Annotated in this window: 11 protein-coding genes, 2 tRNA genes, 1 other RNA gene and 1 pseudogene; 11 read left to right on the top strand and 4 right to left on the bottom strand. The window is 74.0% G+C overall.

Annotated features, from left to right (window positions below):
* Position 1 precedes the first annotated feature (1 nt).
* The 5 genes from AB0G56_RS36485 (at position 2) to AB0G56_RS36465 (ending at position 4,143) form a co-directional block, all read left to right on the top strand.
* Positions 2–880, top strand: coding sequence for a bifunctional DNA primase/polymerase (locus tag AB0G56_RS36485; RefSeq protein ID WP_360978803.1), 879 nt, complete (start codon positions 2–4; stop codon positions 878–880).
* Positions 877–1,233 (top strand): hypothetical protein, encoded by a 357-nt coding sequence (locus AB0G56_RS36480; RefSeq protein WP_360978716.1) that lies wholly within the window; start codon positions 877–879, stop codon positions 1,231–1,233. Before AB0G56_RS36485 ends, AB0G56_RS36480 begins: the two co-directional genes overlap by 4 nt.
* The gene (locus tag AB0G56_RS36475; protein ID WP_360978713.1) at positions 1,230–2,378 is read left to right on the top strand and encodes a DUF3631 domain-containing protein; all 1,149 of its coding nucleotides are present in this window, start codon (positions 1,230–1,232) and stop codon (positions 2,376–2,378) included. The genes AB0G56_RS36480 and AB0G56_RS36475 overlap by 4 nt, the downstream gene beginning before the upstream one ends.
* 169 nt (positions 2,379–2,547) lie before the next feature.
* Entirely contained in the window at positions 2,548–2,781 is a 234-nt protein-coding gene (locus AB0G56_RS36470; RefSeq protein ID WP_360978710.1) for a helix-turn-helix domain-containing protein, read from the top strand.
* A gap of 81 nt (positions 2,782–2,862) precedes the next feature.
* The gene (locus AB0G56_RS36465) at positions 2,863–4,143 is read left to right on the top strand and encodes a site-specific integrase (protein WP_360978707.1); all 1,281 of its coding nucleotides are present in this window, start codon (positions 2,863–2,865) and stop codon (positions 4,141–4,143) included.
* A 63-nt stretch (positions 4,144–4,206) separates the two neighbouring features.
* On the opposite strand, the gene AB0G56_RS36460 is transcribed toward AB0G56_RS36465, so the two are convergent.
* Positions 4,207–4,294 (bottom strand) — tRNA-Ser (locus tag AB0G56_RS36460).
* A gap of 72 nt (positions 4,295–4,366) precedes the next feature.
* On the opposite strand from AB0G56_RS36460, the gene ffs reads away from it, so the two are divergent.
* From ffs to AB0G56_RS36430, 6 genes are all read left to right on the top strand, one after another.
* An RNA gene (gene ffs, locus AB0G56_RS36455) (signal recognition particle sRNA small type) lies at positions 4,367–4,465 on the top strand.
* 58 nt (positions 4,466–4,523) lie between these two features.
* Complete coding sequence (locus AB0G56_RS36450) at positions 4,524–6,953, top strand: DNA polymerase III subunit gamma and tau (RefSeq protein ID WP_360978704.1); 2,430 nt, start codon at positions 4,524–4,526, stop codon at positions 6,951–6,953.
* A gap of 115 nt (positions 6,954–7,068) precedes the next feature.
* Positions 7,069–8,322: a phosphoribosylamine--glycine ligase gene (gene purD / locus AB0G56_RS36445; RefSeq protein WP_360978701.1), complete on the top strand. Its 1,254-nt coding sequence runs from the start codon at positions 7,069–7,071 to the stop codon at positions 8,320–8,322.
* Positions 8,323–8,736: 414 nt separating this feature from the next.
* Complete coding sequence (locus AB0G56_RS36440) at positions 8,737–10,695, top strand: hypothetical protein (RefSeq protein ID WP_360978698.1); 1,959 nt, start codon at positions 8,737–8,739, stop codon at positions 10,693–10,695.
* Between the two features lie 284 nt (positions 10,696–10,979).
* Positions 10,980–12,503, top strand: coding sequence for a N,N-dimethylformamidase beta subunit family domain-containing protein (locus tag AB0G56_RS36435; RefSeq protein ID WP_360978695.1), 1,524 nt, complete (start codon positions 10,980–10,982; stop codon positions 12,501–12,503).
* 68 nt (positions 12,504–12,571) lie between these two features.
* Positions 12,572–13,471 carry a phosphoribosylaminoimidazolesuccinocarboxamide synthase gene (locus tag AB0G56_RS36430; protein ID WP_360978692.1) on the top strand — a complete coding sequence of 300 codons (900 nt, stop codon included), beginning with the start codon at positions 12,572–12,574 and terminating at the stop codon, positions 13,469–13,471.
* 53 nt (positions 13,472–13,524) lie between these two features.
* Here the strand turns inward: AB0G56_RS36430 and AB0G56_RS36425 are convergent.
* From AB0G56_RS36425 to AB0G56_RS36415, 3 genes and pseudogenes are all read right to left on the bottom strand, one after another.
* Positions 13,525–13,597 (bottom strand) — tRNA-Gly (locus AB0G56_RS36425).
* Positions 13,598–13,620: 23 nt separating this feature from the next.
* Entirely contained in the window at positions 13,621–14,244 is a 624-nt protein-coding gene (locus AB0G56_RS36420) for a response regulator transcription factor (RefSeq protein WP_360978689.1), read from the bottom strand.
* A pseudogene (locus tag AB0G56_RS36415) lies at positions 14,241–15,529 on the bottom strand (histidine kinase). Before AB0G56_RS36415 ends, AB0G56_RS36420 begins: the two are co-directional and overlap by 4 nt.
* Between the last annotated feature and the right edge of the window lie 257 nt (positions 15,530–15,786).

Below are 15,786 nucleotides of genomic sequence, written 5' to 3'. Positions count from 1 at the left end.
GATGCGCGCCGCCCTGAACGCGGCCGAACGCGGCTGGCACGTCTTCCCCCTGCGCCCCGGCACGAAGCGCCCCGCCCTCCACGGGGAGGCCGCCTGCCCCCGTACCGGCTCGTGCGCCGACGGGCACCTGAAGTGGGAACAGCGCGCCACCACCGACCCGGAGCGGATCCGTGCGGCGTGGTCGCGGGCGCCGTTCAACGTCGGGATCGCGACCGGCCCGTCCGGGCTGCTGGTCGTCGACCTGGACATGCCGAAGGACAAGAGCAGTTCGGACGCGCCTGGCGGCGCGACAACCTTCCGAGCGCTCTGCGAGCGCGCCGGACACGCCGTCCCCGACACCTACCGGGTGCGGACCGCGAGCGGCGGGACCCACCTGTACTTCACCGCCCCGGACAGTATCCGGCTGACCAATACGGCCGGGACCGTGGGGGCGTTGGTGGACACCCGGGCGTGGGGCGGATACGTCGTCGCCGCCGGCAGCATCACCCCCACCGGACCCTACGAAGCGCTGTGCGGCGCTGAGAGCGTCCCGGTGCCCGGATGGCTGCTGAGCATCCTGCGGCCCGCCCCCAAGCCCTCACAGGCCCCCTCGGTGGCCGTAGTGGGGCAATCCCGCTCATACGCTGACACCGCACTGGCCAACGAGACCCGGAACGTCGCCACGGCCCAACTCGGCTGGCGGGAGTCGGCGTTGTTCCGGGCGGCGCGCGCTCTGGGACGGTTCGTCGCGTGGGGCGACCTCCCCCGGCACGTGGTTGAACAGGCTCTTCAGGAGGCGGGGGAGGCGGCCGGCCTGTCCGCGGCCGAGTGCCGCTCGACCCTCCGCAGCGCACTCAACTGGTCCATCGCCCACAACCAGGCAAGGCGGGATGCGGCATGAACCCCCGTCCCCGCCCCTGCCTGAAGAGCATCACCCCCACCCCGGACCGCCCGCGCCCCGCCGCACCGGCCAAGCCCCGGACGAGCGTGGGCGAGCCGGAAGGCGTCGCCCGTCAGGGCGTCCCTACTGCTCTTCGCCCTGACCCGCGCACGGGCGACGGCCGCTACCCCATCGCATGGCTGACCATCAGCGCACCGCGCGGCGCCACCCCGACCGCGACGTCGCGGTGCCTGTGCGGCTGGGACCGCAGCGCCGTAGGACAGCGCCGCGTCCTCGCCCTGATCGACGCCCACACCGCCCACCGCGACACCTGCCCGCTCCGCACCCCCCAGGAAGGAAGGGCCGCAGCATGACCCCCACTCCCATGGACGGCGCCGCGCTGCTCGACGAGGTGGAAGCCTTCCACCGCCGGTTCAACGTCTTCCCCACCGAAGCCGCCTACGTCGCCGTGGCCCTGTGGGACGCCCACGCCCACCTGCTCGACTGCTTCGACTCCACCCCGCGTCTCGCGTTCCTCTCGCCCGAGCCGGGGTCGGGGAAGTCGCGGGCGCTGGAGATCGTGGAAACCCTCGTGCCGCAGCCCATGACGGCGGTCAACGCGTCCGCCGCCGCCCTGTTCCGGTCCGTGTCCAGCCCCAACGGGCGCCCCACGATCCTGTTCGACGAGATCGATACGATCTTCGGGCCCAAGGCGGGGGACAACGAGGAACTTCGCGGGTTCCTGAACGCCGGCCACCGCCGGACCGGTGTCACCTACCGGTGCATCGGGGACGGGGGCAACCAGACCGTTCAGGCGTTCCCCTCGTACTGCGCGGTCGCGGTCGCCGGACTCGGATCCCTGCCGGACACGATCATGACGCGGTCCGTCGTCATCCGGATGCGCCGCCGGGCACGCAACGAGCAGGTGGAATCCTTCCGGGCCCGCGTGCATGAGGCCGAGGGGCACAAGCTCCGTGACCGGCTCGCCCAGTGGACGGAGCAGGCACGCGACTCCGTCATGGGGGCGTGGCCGCAGATGCCCGACGGGGTCACCGACCGGCCGGCGGACGTGTGGGAACCCCTGCTCGCCATCGCGGACGCCGCCGGTGGCGACTGGCCGGACCGGGCCCGCGCTGCGTGCGTGCACCTGGTGACCGCGTCCAAGGCCAACGACAAGGGCAGTCTCGGGGTCCGGCTGCTGTGCGACCTGCGCGACCACGTCATGGTCGGGATCGACCGCCTTCCCACCGTCGCGGTTCTGGACCGGCTCAACGCCCTGGACGACGCCCCGTGGGCCGACCTCCAGGGCAAGCCGCTCGACAACCGGCGCCTGTCCCGGATGCTCGCGGAGTACATGACGGCGGACAACGAGCCCATCGCCTCCCGCAACATCAAGACCGCCGGGAGCGTCCTCAAGGGCTACTACGCCGCCGATCTGCACGACGCGTGGGCCCGCTACTGCCCCCCTCCCCCGGAAAGTCCGCTACTTCCGCTACCCGGCACCGAAAACGCTGCCTGACCAGCACCGATGAGGTAGCGGGAAGCAGCCCCGCGGCCCGCTACCCCGCCGCTACCGCTACCCCTTCCCGCTACCCCCGACAGGCCCCTGACCTGCACGGTAGCGGCGGTAGCGGAAGTAGCGGCCCTCAGAGAGGCACCCCCAAGGACAGCCCAGAGGAGACCTTTCCATGAGCATCGCCACCGTGGACCTCGCGCCGCCCACCGAGACCGGCGACCTGCCCCCCGTTCTGCTGACCGTGGAAGAGGCCGCCCGCTGCCTCCGCGTTGGTCGTACCACCTGCTTCGCCCTCATCCGCACCGGCGAACTGGAGTCCCTGACCATCGGCGGACTGCGGCGCGTCCCCGCCGACGCTCCCGCCGCCTATCTCGCCCGCCGCCGCGCTGAGCAGCGCGCCGCCTGATCGCACCGTTCCGGGGCGCCGCCCGACTGTCGGGCGGCGCCCCCGGGTTTGTCTGCTTCGCACCGACCGGAGGAACTGCCAGTGGCAGAGGAGAAGAAGCGCACTCGCCGGGCCAATGGCGAATCGGCCCTTTACCTGGGCAAGGACGGCCGATGGCACGCCCGTGTCCCCATGGGCTACAAGGACAACGGGGAGCCGTACCGCCGGCACCTGACGCGCCCCACGCGCAAAGAGCTGGTGGACGAAGTCCGGCGCCTGGAGAAGCAGCGCGACGAAGGGTCTGCGCGCCAGCCCGGAAAGCCGTGGACGGTGGCGAAGTGGCTTGAGCACTGGGTCGAGAACATCGCCAAGCCCGTCGTGAGCGAGAACACGTACGACGGGTACGAGGTGGCGGTCCGAGTGCACCTGGTGCCGGGCATCGGCAAGCACCGCATCGACCGCTTGGAGCCTGAACACCTGGAGAGCCTGTACCGCCGGATGCAGAGCGCCGGCAGCAAGGCAGGCACCGCCCACCAGGCTCACCGAACGGCCCGCACGGCTCTGGGGGAAGCGGTGCGGCGCGGCCACGCAGCGAAGAACGCTGCCGCGCTCGCGAAGCCTCCCAGGATGGAAGAGGACGAGACCGAGGTAGAGCCCTACTCGGTCGATGAGGTGCAGAGCCTCCTGCTCGAAGTGAACAAGCGTCGCAACAGTGCTCGCTGGATGCTGGCCCTTGCGCTCGGGCTGCGGCAAGGCGAGACGCTCGGCCTGCGCTGGTCGGACGTGGACCTGGACAACGAGTACCTGAAGCTTCGCCGAAACAGGCTGCGGCCGAAGTACGAGCACGGGTGCGGTGAGGCAGCGCCGTGCGGCCGGAAGGCCGGCTACTGCCCGGCCCGGGTGCAGGTGCGGCGCGAGACGAAGAACACGAAGTCACGCGCCGGGCGTCGCGCCGTGCCGCTCCCGGGCCCGCTGGTCGTGATGCTCCGCTCCCACCGAGAGGCGCAGGCCCGGGAGCGCGCGGCGGCCGGGAACCTGTGGGCCGAGTCCGAGTACGTGTTCACCAAGCCGTTGGGCGGGCCGCTCAGTCCCAACACGGACTACCACGATTGGAAGCGGCTGCTGGGAGACGCCGGCGTCCGGGACGGGCGTCTGCACGATGCACGGCACACCGCGGGCACCGTGCTCATGCTGCTCGGGGTGCCAGACCGGGTCATCGACCAGATCATGGGATGGGAGCCGGGCGGCGCGGCACGGATGCGCGCGCGGTACCTGCACGTGACCGATCCCATGCTCAAGGAGGCGGCCCGCAAGATCGAGCGCGCCATCTGGGGAGCCCCGGAAAATCTCGCTGTGGACAAAGACCAGGACAACGGGGTCTGAGGACAACGCCGAAGGGCCCCCTGTTTCCAGGGGGCCCTTCGGCGTATTGCCCGGTGAGAGCAATGGCGGAGGATACGAGATTCGAACTCGTGAGGGGTTGCCCCCAACACGCTTTCCAAGCGTGCGCCCTAGGCCTCTAGGCGAATCCTCCGCCGGAAACATTACATGACGCGGAGGAGTGCTCGCGAACTCGTTCCCCGGCCCCGGGATCGGGTAGTCTTTCGGAAGCCCCTCACGCGGCGCTATCTGACTGAACTCCCCCAGGGCCGGAAGGCAGCAAGGGTAGGTCGGCTCTGGCGGGTGCGTGGGGGGCGCTTGCGTGGGGCGGCGGGTTCCACGGGCCGGGCCGGTTGTCAGTGGGCGCCTATAACCTCGTATGCGTGTCGTCTCTCGCGCTGTACCGCCGCTACCGACCGGAGTCCTTCGCCGAGGTCATCGGGCAGGAGCATGTCACCGACCCGCTGCAGCAGGCGCTGCGGAACAACCGGGTCAACCACGCGTACCTGTTCAGCGGTCCGCGCGGATGCGGCAAGACGACCAGCGCGCGGATCCTCGCCCGCTGCCTGAACTGCGAGAACGGCCCGACGCCCACGCCCTGCGGCACGTGCGACTCCTGCCGGGACCTGGCGCGCAACGGCCCCGGTTCCATCGACGTCATCGAGATCGACGCCGCTTCGCACGGCGGTGTGGACGACGCCCGTGACCTGCGGGAGAAGGCCTTCTTCGGGCCCGCCCGCAGCCGCTACAAGATCTACATCATCGACGAGGCCCACATGGTCACGTCGGCGGGCTTCAACGCGCTGCTCAAGGTGGTGGAGGAGCCGCCGGAGCACCTGAAGTTCATCTTCGCGACCACCGAGCCCGAGAAGGTCATCGGGACGATCCGCTCGCGGACCCACCACTACCCCTTCCGGCTGGTCCCGCCGGGAACCCTGCGGGACTACCTGGGCGAGGTGTGCCAGAAGGAGGACATCCCCGTCGAGGACGGGGTGCTCCCGCTGGTCGTGCGGGCCGGAGCCGGTTCCGTGCGTGACTCCATGTCCGTCATGGACCAGTTGCTCGCCGGTGCGGGAGAGGCCGGTGTGACGTACGCCATGGCCACCTCCCTCCTCGGGTACACCGACGGCTCGCTGCTCGACTCCGTCGTCGAGGCGTTCTCGTCCGGGCAGGGCGCGAACGCCTTCGAGGTCGTCGACCGCGTCATCGAGGGCGGCAACGACCCGCGGCGCTTCGTCGCCGACCTGCTGGAGCGGCTGCGGGACCTGGTGATCCTTGCCGCCGTGCCCGACGCGGCCGAGAAGGGGCTCATCGACGCCCCCGCCGACGTGATCGAACGCATGCAGGCCCAGGCCGCCTCCTTCGGGCCCGCCGAGCTGAGCCGCGCCGCCGACCTGGTCAACGAGGGCCTGACCGAGATGCGCGGCGCCACCTCGCCCCGCCTCCAGCTCGAACTGATCTGCGCGCGCGTGCTGCTGCCCGCCGCGTACGGCGACGAGCGGTCCGTGATGGCCCGCCTCGACCGGATCGAGCGGGGCGTGAGCTTCAGCACAGGCGCGGGAGCGCCCGCGATGGGCTACGTGCCCGGGCCCGAGGCGCACGGCGGAGCCGGTCCGGTCGCCGCCGTGGGTCCGGTGCCGCCCGGCGCCGGCCCCGCGGCGGCCAGGGCGGCGGTACGAACCGCCGGGCCCCAGGGCGGGCAGGGGGCGCAGGGTGCGCCGGGTGCGCAGGCGTCGGGTGCTCAGGCGGTGCAGGCGGTTCCCGGTGCTTCAGGTGCTGCCGGTGGCTCGGCCCGGCCGGAGGCCGCCCCAGTGGCTCCGGCCGCCTCCGCCGCTCCGGTGGCTCCGGCCGCCCCTGCCGCCGGTGACCGTACCCAGGAGGCGCCCGCGGGCCCGCCGCCCCCGCCTGCCTCCTCCCCGACCCCGACGGCTCCGCCTGCCGGTCCGTCCGCGGGCGGTGCGCCCGGTGCCTGGCCCACGGCCGCGTCGGCCGGTGCCGGGGCCAGGCGGCCCGGTGGCTGGCCCACGGCGGCGGCACCGGGCGGCGGTCAGCCCGCGCCCGGGACCGGCGCCGCAGCGGCAGGCGCCCCGGTGGGCGGGCCGGGGAGCGCACCCGCCGCCCGGGCCACCGCTCCGGCCGCCCCCGCATCCGCACCCGCACCCGCGGGCGGCGGACTCGACCCCCGCCAGCTGTGGCCGAACATCCTGGAGGCGGTGAAGAACCGCCGCCGCTTCACCTGGATCCTGCTCAGCCAGAACGCCCAGGTCACCGGCTTCGACGGCACCACCCTCCAAGTCGGTTTCGTCAACGCGGGCGCGCGGGACAACTTCGCGAGCAGCGGCAGCGAGGACGTACTGCGGCAGGCCCTGGCCGAGCAGTTCAGCGTCCAGTGGAAGATCGAGGCGGTCGTCGACCCGACGGGTGGCGGCGCCCCCGCGCCCGCGCCCTCCGGCGGTTACGGAGGCGGTGGCGGTTACGGAGGCGGTGGCTACGGCGGTGGCGGCAGCGGCGCCCACCCGGGCGGCCCGGCGGCCCCGCAGCGTACGGCGGCCCCCCAGACCGCGTCCGTGGCTCCGGGCCCCGGCGCCCCGGCCCCCGACCGGCCCTCGGCGACGCGCACGGCCTCCGCAACCGGCCCGGCCACGGCGGCCCGGCCCGGCAGAGCCTCCGCACCGGAGCCCGCCCCCGTCGCCCCCGAGGACGACATCCCCGAGGACGACGACCCCGACCTCGACGAGTCCGCCCTGTCCGGCCACGACCTGATCGTGCGGGAACTGGGCGCGACCGTGGTGGAGGAGTACCCCACGGAGTAGCGGGGGTGCGGGGCCTGGATACGGTCCCGCCTCGGAGGAACGTACGAGCGGCCCGTTCCCGGCCCCCCGGCAACCCGCACAAAACGGGGCCGCGCCCTGCCGTTAGGCTGACCCCGTGAAGGTCCTCGTCATCGGCGGCGGCGCTCGTGAGCACGCCCTGTGCCGTTCCCTGTCCCTCGACCCCGACGTCACCGCGCTGCACTGCGCGCCCGGCAACGCCGGCATCGCCGAGGTCGCCGAGCTGCACCCGGTCGACGCCCTCGACGGCGCGGCCGTCGCCGCGCTGGCCGGCCGGCTCGGTGCCGACCTGGTGGTCGTCGGCCCCGAGGCGCCGCTGGTCGCCGGGGTCGCCGACGCCGTGCGCGAGGCGGGCATCCCCGTCTTCGGCCCGTCCGGCGAGGCGGCGCGGCTGGAGGGCTCCAAGGCCTTCGCGAAGGACGTGATGGCGGGAGCCGGTGTCCCGACCGCCCGGTCCTACGTCTGCACCACGGCGAAGGAGGTCGACGAGGCGCTGGCCGCCTTCGGCGCCCCCTACGTCGTCAAGGACGACGGACTCGCCGCGGGCAAGGGCGTCGTCGTCACCGACGACGTCGAGGCGGCCCGGGCGCACGCCGCCGCCTGCGACCGCGTGGTGATCGAGGAGTTCCTGGACGGCCCCGAGGTCTCCCTCTTCGCCATCACCGACGGCGAGACGGTGCTTCCGCTCCAGCCCGCCCAGGACTTCAAGCGCGCCCTGGACGGCGACGAGGGTCCGAACACCGGCGGCATGGGCGCGTACTCCCCGCTGCCCTGGGCCGACCCCAAGCTGGTGGACGACGTGCTGCGGAGCGTGCTGCAGCCCACCGTCGACGAGATGCGCCGCCGGGGCACGCCGTTCTCCGGGCTGCTCTACGCGGGCCTCGCGATCACCGGCCGCGGTGTCCGGGTGATCGAGTTCAACGCCCGCTTCGGCGACCCCGAGACGCAGGTCGTCCTGGCCCGCCTGCAGACCCCCCTCGCGGGCGTCCTGCTGGCCGCGGCCACCGGCTCCCTCGCCGACCTGGCACCCCTGCGCTGGAGCGACGACGCGGCCGTCACGGTGGTCCTCGCCTCGCACAACTACCCCGGCACCCCGCGCACCGGCGACCCGATCACCGGCCTCGACGAGGTGGCCGCCCAGGACGCCCCGCACGCGTACGTGCTGCACGCGGGCACTCGGCGCGAGGACGACGCCGTCCTGAGCGCGGGTGGCCGCGTCCTGTCCGTCACGGCCACCGGCAAGGACCTGACCGAGGCCCGCGAACGGGCGTACGCCGCTGTCGGACGCATCCGCCTCGACGGGTCCCAGCACCGCACGGACATCGCCGCCGAGGCGGCCGCGGGCGCGTAGGAACGCCCGGAGTGCCCGAAGCGCCCGCCGCGCGCGTAGGAACGCCCGGAACACCCGCGGCGGGTGCTCGGCACCGATCAGCGCCCGCGGCGGGTGTTCGGCGCCACTCAGTGCCCGCGGCGGCTGCTCGGCACCGCTCAGGACCAGGCCTTTCGAGGCACCTTCCGAAGATCAGGCCCCGGACAGGATCCGGGGCCTGATCTTTGCTGTGCGTCATCCACCTCTGACCAAAGCCATTCCATCGAGTGAGCAATGGCCCATCCGGCTGACGTGGGCCGGGCCCCCAACTAGGGTGCGGCGCAAGCGTTCCGGCACTTGGCCCACCGGCATTGCGATGTCAGTGGCGGGTGCCACAGTGGGGGAGTGAGCAACACAGGGCAGTTCGAGGCAGTCGGGAGGGGGTGACGTCAGGTCGTGACCGGAACCGGTGCGGAGGTCGGCGCGCAGTCGGCGCGCTCCCGGGCCCTGGCCGTGCTGCGCGTCCGCGGCCGGGCGCTGGCCGTCGCCCTGCTGCCCGCCGCCGTCGCCGTGATCCTGCTCGCGGGCGGATCCACGGGCCACCTCGTCGGCCCGGGCTGGGGCCTGGCCCGGTGGGTGGTGGGCGCCGTGGCGGTCGTCGTCCTGCTCGCCGCCGCGGGCGTCGGACTGGTCGTGGCCCGCGCCCGCCCCGCCATGAGCCCGACGGTCCCGGTCCCGGAGGAGTCCGCGCCGGACCTGTACCGCCTGGTGCGCGACCTCGCCGACCGGCTGGACGTCCCTGCCCCCTCCGCCATAGCGCTCACCCCGGACTGCGACAGCTGGCTGGAGGACCGCACCCATCCGGCCCACGCGCCTCCCGCGGGCGGCGACCGGGAGGAGCCGGAGGGGCCGAGCGGCCCGTCCGTGGTTCGTCCGCGCCGCGCGGCGGCGCCCGTCCTCGTCATCGGCTCCCCGTTCCTGTGGTGGATGCGCGTCGGCGAACTGCGGGCCGTCCTCGCCCCGGTGGTGGCCGGTACGGGCCCGTCGGCCCACCCCGACATAGCCGCGGCCCGCCGGTTCGTCCGCGGGCTGGACGCGGCGGTGGCCGCCGCCTCCACGGCCGGCCGATGTCCCCTGTCGCACGCGGTGTGCGCCGGCGTCGGCTGGGTGGCCCGGCTGATGCTGCGCGGCTGCCGCGAGGACGCGGCCCAGATGGAGCGGGGCGTGGCGGCAGCCGCCGCCGAGCGCGCACAGGCTGTGGACTACGGCCTGCGCATCGTCGCCCAGGAACAGGTGGGCCTGGCCTACGCGGGCTGGGACCGGCTGCTGACGCGGGTCGCGCTCCCCGCCTGGCGCATGGGCCGCTGGCCGTCCCGGCTGGACGCGGGCGTCGTCGCGGCGCTCACCGAGCTGTCCCGCCGGGACCGCCTGGCCGAGGGCTTCGCCTCCCGGCTCGGCGAGCGGCCCGCCTGCGACCTGCTGGAGGAGCCCGGCACGGTGGACGAGGCCGCCTCGCTCCTGGCCGCGCGACTCTTCCACGGCGGCCCGGCCGAGCGCGGCCCGAACTGGGCCCCGGTGGCCTGGCAGGACTACCCCGACGAGGTCGTCGACCGCAAATGGCGCACCGACGCCGCCCGGCTGCACCGCGTCCTGGACACGATGGGCGTCCGCCGCTCCCCGGACTCCCCGGCGCAGGATCCGCACGGCACGACCCTGGCCCGCGTCCTGGATCACCTGTCCGGCCCGGCGCAGTCCCCTTCCGGCCATCCGCCGACCTCCACCGACGCCCTCGGCCCGGCCTCGGACCCGGCCCCGGGGACCGCGGCGGACCACGGCACGAGCCCCGCCCCGGATCCCGCACATCCGGCAGACCCCGTCCCTCCCGCAGACTCCGCAGACTCCGCAGGCCCCGACGTCCCCGCAGTCCCCATAGCCTCCGCGCCTTCCGCGGGCCCTGCTGCTCCTGCCGATCTCGCCGACCCGGACGAAGAGGCCGGTCTGGGCAACGAGCGCAGCGCCGCGCTCGCCGCCGGCCTCAGCGCGGAACTGGCCCGCGAGGAGACCACCGGGCCCGGGACCCGCGCGGCCACGGCGGAAGCCTCCGGCCAGGCCCAGGGCGCGCTTCCCTGGGACGAGGGCGCGCTGCCCCTGTTCCCCCTCCAGCCGCCGCGCACCGGCCGTGAACTCCTCGCCGACCATGTCACCGCGATGGTCTGCTGCGCCGCGATGGACACGGCGGGCGCCACCCCCGGCCTCGACTGGCTCGACGGTCCCGCCCTCCTGATCGACGGCGAGAGAGCCGCCGACCTGGGCCCCCGGGTCCTCGCCCTGGTCGAGGACGGCAACCCCCTGCCGCTGCGGACCTGGCTCATCGACGCGGGCATACGCCCGGAGAAGCCCGTACGGCTGGCCTGACTCCGACGGGCGCCGAACCGGAGGAAGAACTACCGGATCTCCTCCTTCCACTTTCGGTCAATTCGCAACGAGTAGTGACAACATGCGTGCGTTATGTGATGTGCTGGGACCGACCGCGCACGTGGCAAAGGCGTACGACATACGACAACCGCGCAGCCGTACGGTCAGCCACTCAGCGGACTCAGCGGACCCGGCGCGTCGCACCGACGCACCGACGCACCGCCGCCGACGCTTTCGCACCGCCGTACGACAGAGCACGGGGGCACGAGGGAGGGGGACAGCCAATGGGATCGGACCGCGTCCGCCGCTGGGAGTCGGGAGCACTCGCGCACGCCGTCACGGACCCGTTCGGCCAGGGCCCCGTCCCCTGGCTGCGCGGCAGTGAGACGTACTTCGACGACACCGGCCACGTCGTCCCCTGGTACGTCGACCCGCCCCCGCAGGCCGCGCCCGGCACGGGACACGGCGGCGGTGCGACCGCCACCGCGCCCCGCGTCCCCGCCCCCCGCGCCGCCGAGGTGGGCCCCCGCTCGGCCGACGACGTGCACCGCCAGATCAAGGGCTTCGCCTCCACCGGCGCCGTCACGCCAGGCGAGGCGATCGACTTCCACATCACCGTGGACCCGCCGCAGGAGTTCGGCGTCGACGTGTACCGCATCGGCCACTACGGCGGCGACGGCGCCGCGAAGATCACCACCAGTCCGCGGCTCTCGGGCATCGTCCAGCCCCCGCCGCTCACCGCCGACCGCACCGTGTCCTGCCACCACTGGTGGCTTTCCTGGCGGCTGCAGATCCCGTCGTACTGGAGCATCGGCGCGTACGTCGCCGTACTGACCACCGCCGACGGCTACCGCTCCCACATCCCGTTCACCGTCCGCGACTCCCACCCGGCGGACCTGCTCCTGCTGCTGCCCGACATCACCTGGCAGGCCTACAACCTCTACCCGGAGGACGGCCACACCGGCGCCAGCCTCTACCACGCCTGGGACGAGGAGGGCCGGCTGCTCGGCGAGGCCGGCGCGGCCACCACGGTCTCCTTCGACCGGCCGTACGCGGGCGCGGGCCTGCCCCTGCACGTCGGCCACGCCTACGACTTCATCCGCTGGGCCGAGCGCTACGGCTACGACCTCGCCTACGCCGACGCCCGCGACCTGCACGCCGGCCGCGTCGACCCCACCCGGTACCGCGGCCTGGTCTTCCCCGGCCACGACGAGTACTGGTCGGCCCCGATGCGCCGCACCGTCGAACTCGCCCGCGAGCACGGCACCTCCCTGGTCTTCCTCTCCGCCAACACCATGTACTGGCAGGTCGAGCTGGGCCCTTCCCCGGCCGGTGTCCCCGACCGCCTGCTGACCTGCCGCAAACGCAAGGGCCCCGGCCGGCCGGTGCTGTGGCGGGAGATCGACCGGCCCGAGCAGCAACTGGTCGGCATCCAGTACGCGGGCCGCGTCCCCGAACCGCACCCGCTGATCGTGCGCAACGCCGGCCACTGGCTGTGGGAGGCGACCGGAGCGCGGGAGGGCGACGGGATCGAGGGGCTGGTCGCCGGCGAGGCCGACCGCTACTTCCCCCGCACCCCGCTCCCCGACCACCAGGACCGCATCCTCCTCGCGCACTCCCCGTACACCGACGCCGAGGGCGCCCCGCGCCACCAGGAGACGTCCCTGTACCGGTCCCCGTCCGGCGCCCTGGTCTTCGCCTCCGGGACGTTCGCCTGGTCACCGGCGCTGGACCGGCCCGGCCACGTCGACCCCCGCATCCAACGCGCCACCGCCAACCTCCTGGACCGCATCTGCAAGCGCGACTGACCCGCTGTCCTCGCCCCACCCCCGATACGGGAGAATCAGGGCATTGGACAGAACCACGGGGAGGAACCGTGTCCGGATTCGTCGAAAAGCCCGAGCCGATCCAGGTTCCGGGTCTGGTGCATCTGCACACCGGCAAGGTGCGCGAGCTGTACCAGAACGAGGCGGGCGACCTCGTGATGGTCGCCAGCGACCGTATGTCCGCCTACGACTGGGTGCTGCCCACGGAGATCCCCGACAAGGGCCGCATCCTCACCCAGCTCTCCCTGTGGTGGTTCGACCGCCTCGCGGACCTCGCCCCGCACCACGTCATCAGCACCGACGTCCCCGAGGGCGCCCCCGCCGACTGGGCCGGGCGCACGCTGGTGTGCAAGTCGCTGCGGATGATCCCCGTGGAGTGCGTGGCCCGCGGCTACCTCACCGGCTCCGGCCTGGCCGAGTACAACGCCTCCCGCACGGTCTGCGGCCTCGCCCTGCCCGAGGGCCTCGTCGACGGCTCCGAGCTGCCCGCGCCGATCTTCACCCCGGCCACCAAGGCCGAGGTGGGCGAGCACGACGAGAACGTCTCCTACGAGGAGGTGGCCCGCCAGATCGGCGCCGAGCCGGCCGCCCAGCTGCGCCAGGCGACCCTCGCCGTCTACGGCCGGGCCCGGGACATCGCCAAGGACCGGGGGATCATCCTCGCCGACACCAAGTTCGAGTTCGGCTACGACGGCGACACGCTCGTCCTCGCCGACGAGGTGCTCACGCCGGACTCCTCCCGCTTCTGGCCGGCCGACCAGTGGCAGCCGGGACGCGCGCAGCCCTCGTACGACAAGCAGTTCGTCCGTGACTGGCTCACCTCGGCGGAGTCCGGCTGGGACCGCGCCGGTGAGCAGCCCCCGCCGCCGCTGCCCGAGCGGGTGGTGGAGGCGACCCGCGGCAAGTACGTGGAGGCGTACGAGCGGCTGACGGGAACGACCTGGTCGTAGGCCCTGGCACACGAAGAAGCCCCCCGGTGGTGGACCGGGGGGCTTCTGTGCGGAGCGGACGACGAGGCTCGAACTCGCGACCTCAACCTTGGCAAGGTTGCGCTCTACCAACTGAGCTACGTCCGCGTTGCGCCGTGGCGCGAGAGCAACTATACCCAACCTCGCTCGCGTGCGAGGCGCACCGCGGCATGCCGGTTCTCCGCGCCCAGCTTGGTCACGGCCGACGACAGGTAGTTGCGGACGGTTCCGGGGGAGAGCGCGGCCCGCTCCGCGATCTCCGTGACCGGCGCACCGTCGGCGGCCAGCTCCAGCACCTCGGCCTCCCGCGCGGTCAGCGGGGAGTCCCCGGCGGAGATCGCGTCGGCGGCCAACTCGGGGTCGACGTAGCGGTTCCCGGTGTGGACGGTGCGGATGATCTCGGCGAGCCGCTGGGCGCTGACGGTCTTCGGGACGAACCCGCGCACCCCCGCCGCGAGCGCCCGCTTCAGGTGTCCCGGCCGTCCGTGGCTGGTCACGATCAGCACCCGGCAGCCGGGCAGCTCCGCGCGCAGGGATGTGGCGACCTTCACACCGTCCGCCCCAGGCATCTGCAGGTCCAGTACCGCGACGTCGGGCTCGTGCGCCCGGGCCATCGCCAGCGCCTCCGGTCCGCTCGCCGCCTCCGCGACGACCAGGAGGTCGTCCTCCAGCGAGAGCAGCGCGGCGAGCGCCCCGCGGATCAGGTGCTCGTCGTCGGCCAGCAGCAGCCGTACGGGGGCCGGTGGCGTCGTCATGGGGTGACCTCGCTCAGGGTGGTGTCCTCGGGCGCCGGGCCGGAGGGCCGCGGCGGGGCGTCGGGTGGCAGCGGTACCTCGGCGGTCAGGCGGAAGCGGCCGGGGTCCGCCGGGCCCGCCCGCAGCAGGCCGTCGAGGTCCGCGAGCCGTTCGCGCAGCCCGGCGAGGCCGGAGCCCGGCCGGCCGGCGGCCGGGGTGTCGGGCACCCCGTCGTTCTCGACCGTCAGCTCGGCCCGGCCGCCGGTCACGCGCAGGGAGATCGAGCATTGGCGGGGGTCGCCGTGCCGCAGCACGTTCGTGGCGGCCTCGCGCACCACCCAGCCGAGCGCCGACTGCACCGGGGCGGGCAGCCCGGGGGCCGAGCCGGTGACGGTGCAGTCGATGCCCGCGGCGGCCAGCACGCCCTGGGCACCGGCCAGTTCCGCGCCGAGGTCGGCCTCCCGGTACCCGCGCACCACCGCGCGCACCTCACGCTGCGACTCCTGCGCCAGCCGCTGCACCTCGATCATCTGGTCCACCGCCTCGGGCCGCCCGCGCCGGCCCAACTGCACGGCAAGCTCGGCCTTCAGCGCGATCACGGCGAGATTGCGGCCCAGGACGTCGTGCAGGTCCCGCCCGAACCGCAGCCGTTCCTCGGCGACGGCCAGCCGGGCCTCGGTCTCGCGGGCCCGCTCGGCCTCCCACAGCACGGAGAGGGTCCACGCGCCGCAGCGTGCGGCCAGCAGGGAGAAGCCGATGGAGAAGGCGACCAGCAGACCCACCATCAGGACGTCGGGGGCACTTCGGACGGCGAGCGCGTCGCCGCCATGAGGACCAGCCCCACCGCGGCGGAGCGGCGCAGGAACACCGGGACGGACACGATCATCGCGTACAGCAGACCGAACGACACCAGGGCGGCGCCGAGGGCGAGCCGGGCCGTCCAGGGCGCGAGCGCCCCGACGGTGGACAGCACGAGGGGCAGGGCGATGGCGGCCACCAGCAGGCCGAAGGGGGCGGCCAGCGCGCGTCCGGGCAGCCGGACGCGGCCCAGGTAGTGCTCGAAGGAGGGCCGGGCGAGCCGGTTGGCCGCCACGCACTGGAGCACGCCGACGACGACCAGCAGGCCCGCCAGGGTGAGCGGCAGCGGCCGGTGACGCACTCCCGCGGCCACCGGCAGCACCAGCCAGGTGAGCATGAACACCCACTCAGCGGCGCACAAGGTGATCACGCTGTGCAGCTGCACGCGTTCCGCCTTGCTCCGCTCCCGCCACTCGCGCCGCTGCCACCGCCGGATGCCGTCGAGCACCGCGCCCCTCCAGTCCGTCCGTTCCGCAACCAAGCCCCCGGCGTGGGGCCCATCCCCGCGCCCGACGCCGGGTCTGTCCCGTCTCTCGGGACCGCCCCCGCCCACGAGCCCGCCGCCGGACCTGTCTCCGCGCCCGGCACCGGACCCGCCCCGCCACTCGCCGCCGGACCTGTCTCCGCGCCCGGCACCGGACCCGCCCCGCCGCTCGCCGCCGGACCTGTCTCCGCGCCCGGCACCGGACCCGCCCCGCCACTCGC

It is taken from the genome of Streptomyces sp. NPDC021356 (assembly GCF_040641015.1).
Lineage (GTDB): Bacteria > Actinomycetota > Actinomycetes > Streptomycetales > Streptomycetaceae > Streptomyces.
Note: the sequence above shows the minus strand (reverse complement) of the source record. Positions and strands in the feature narration are given on the sequence as shown.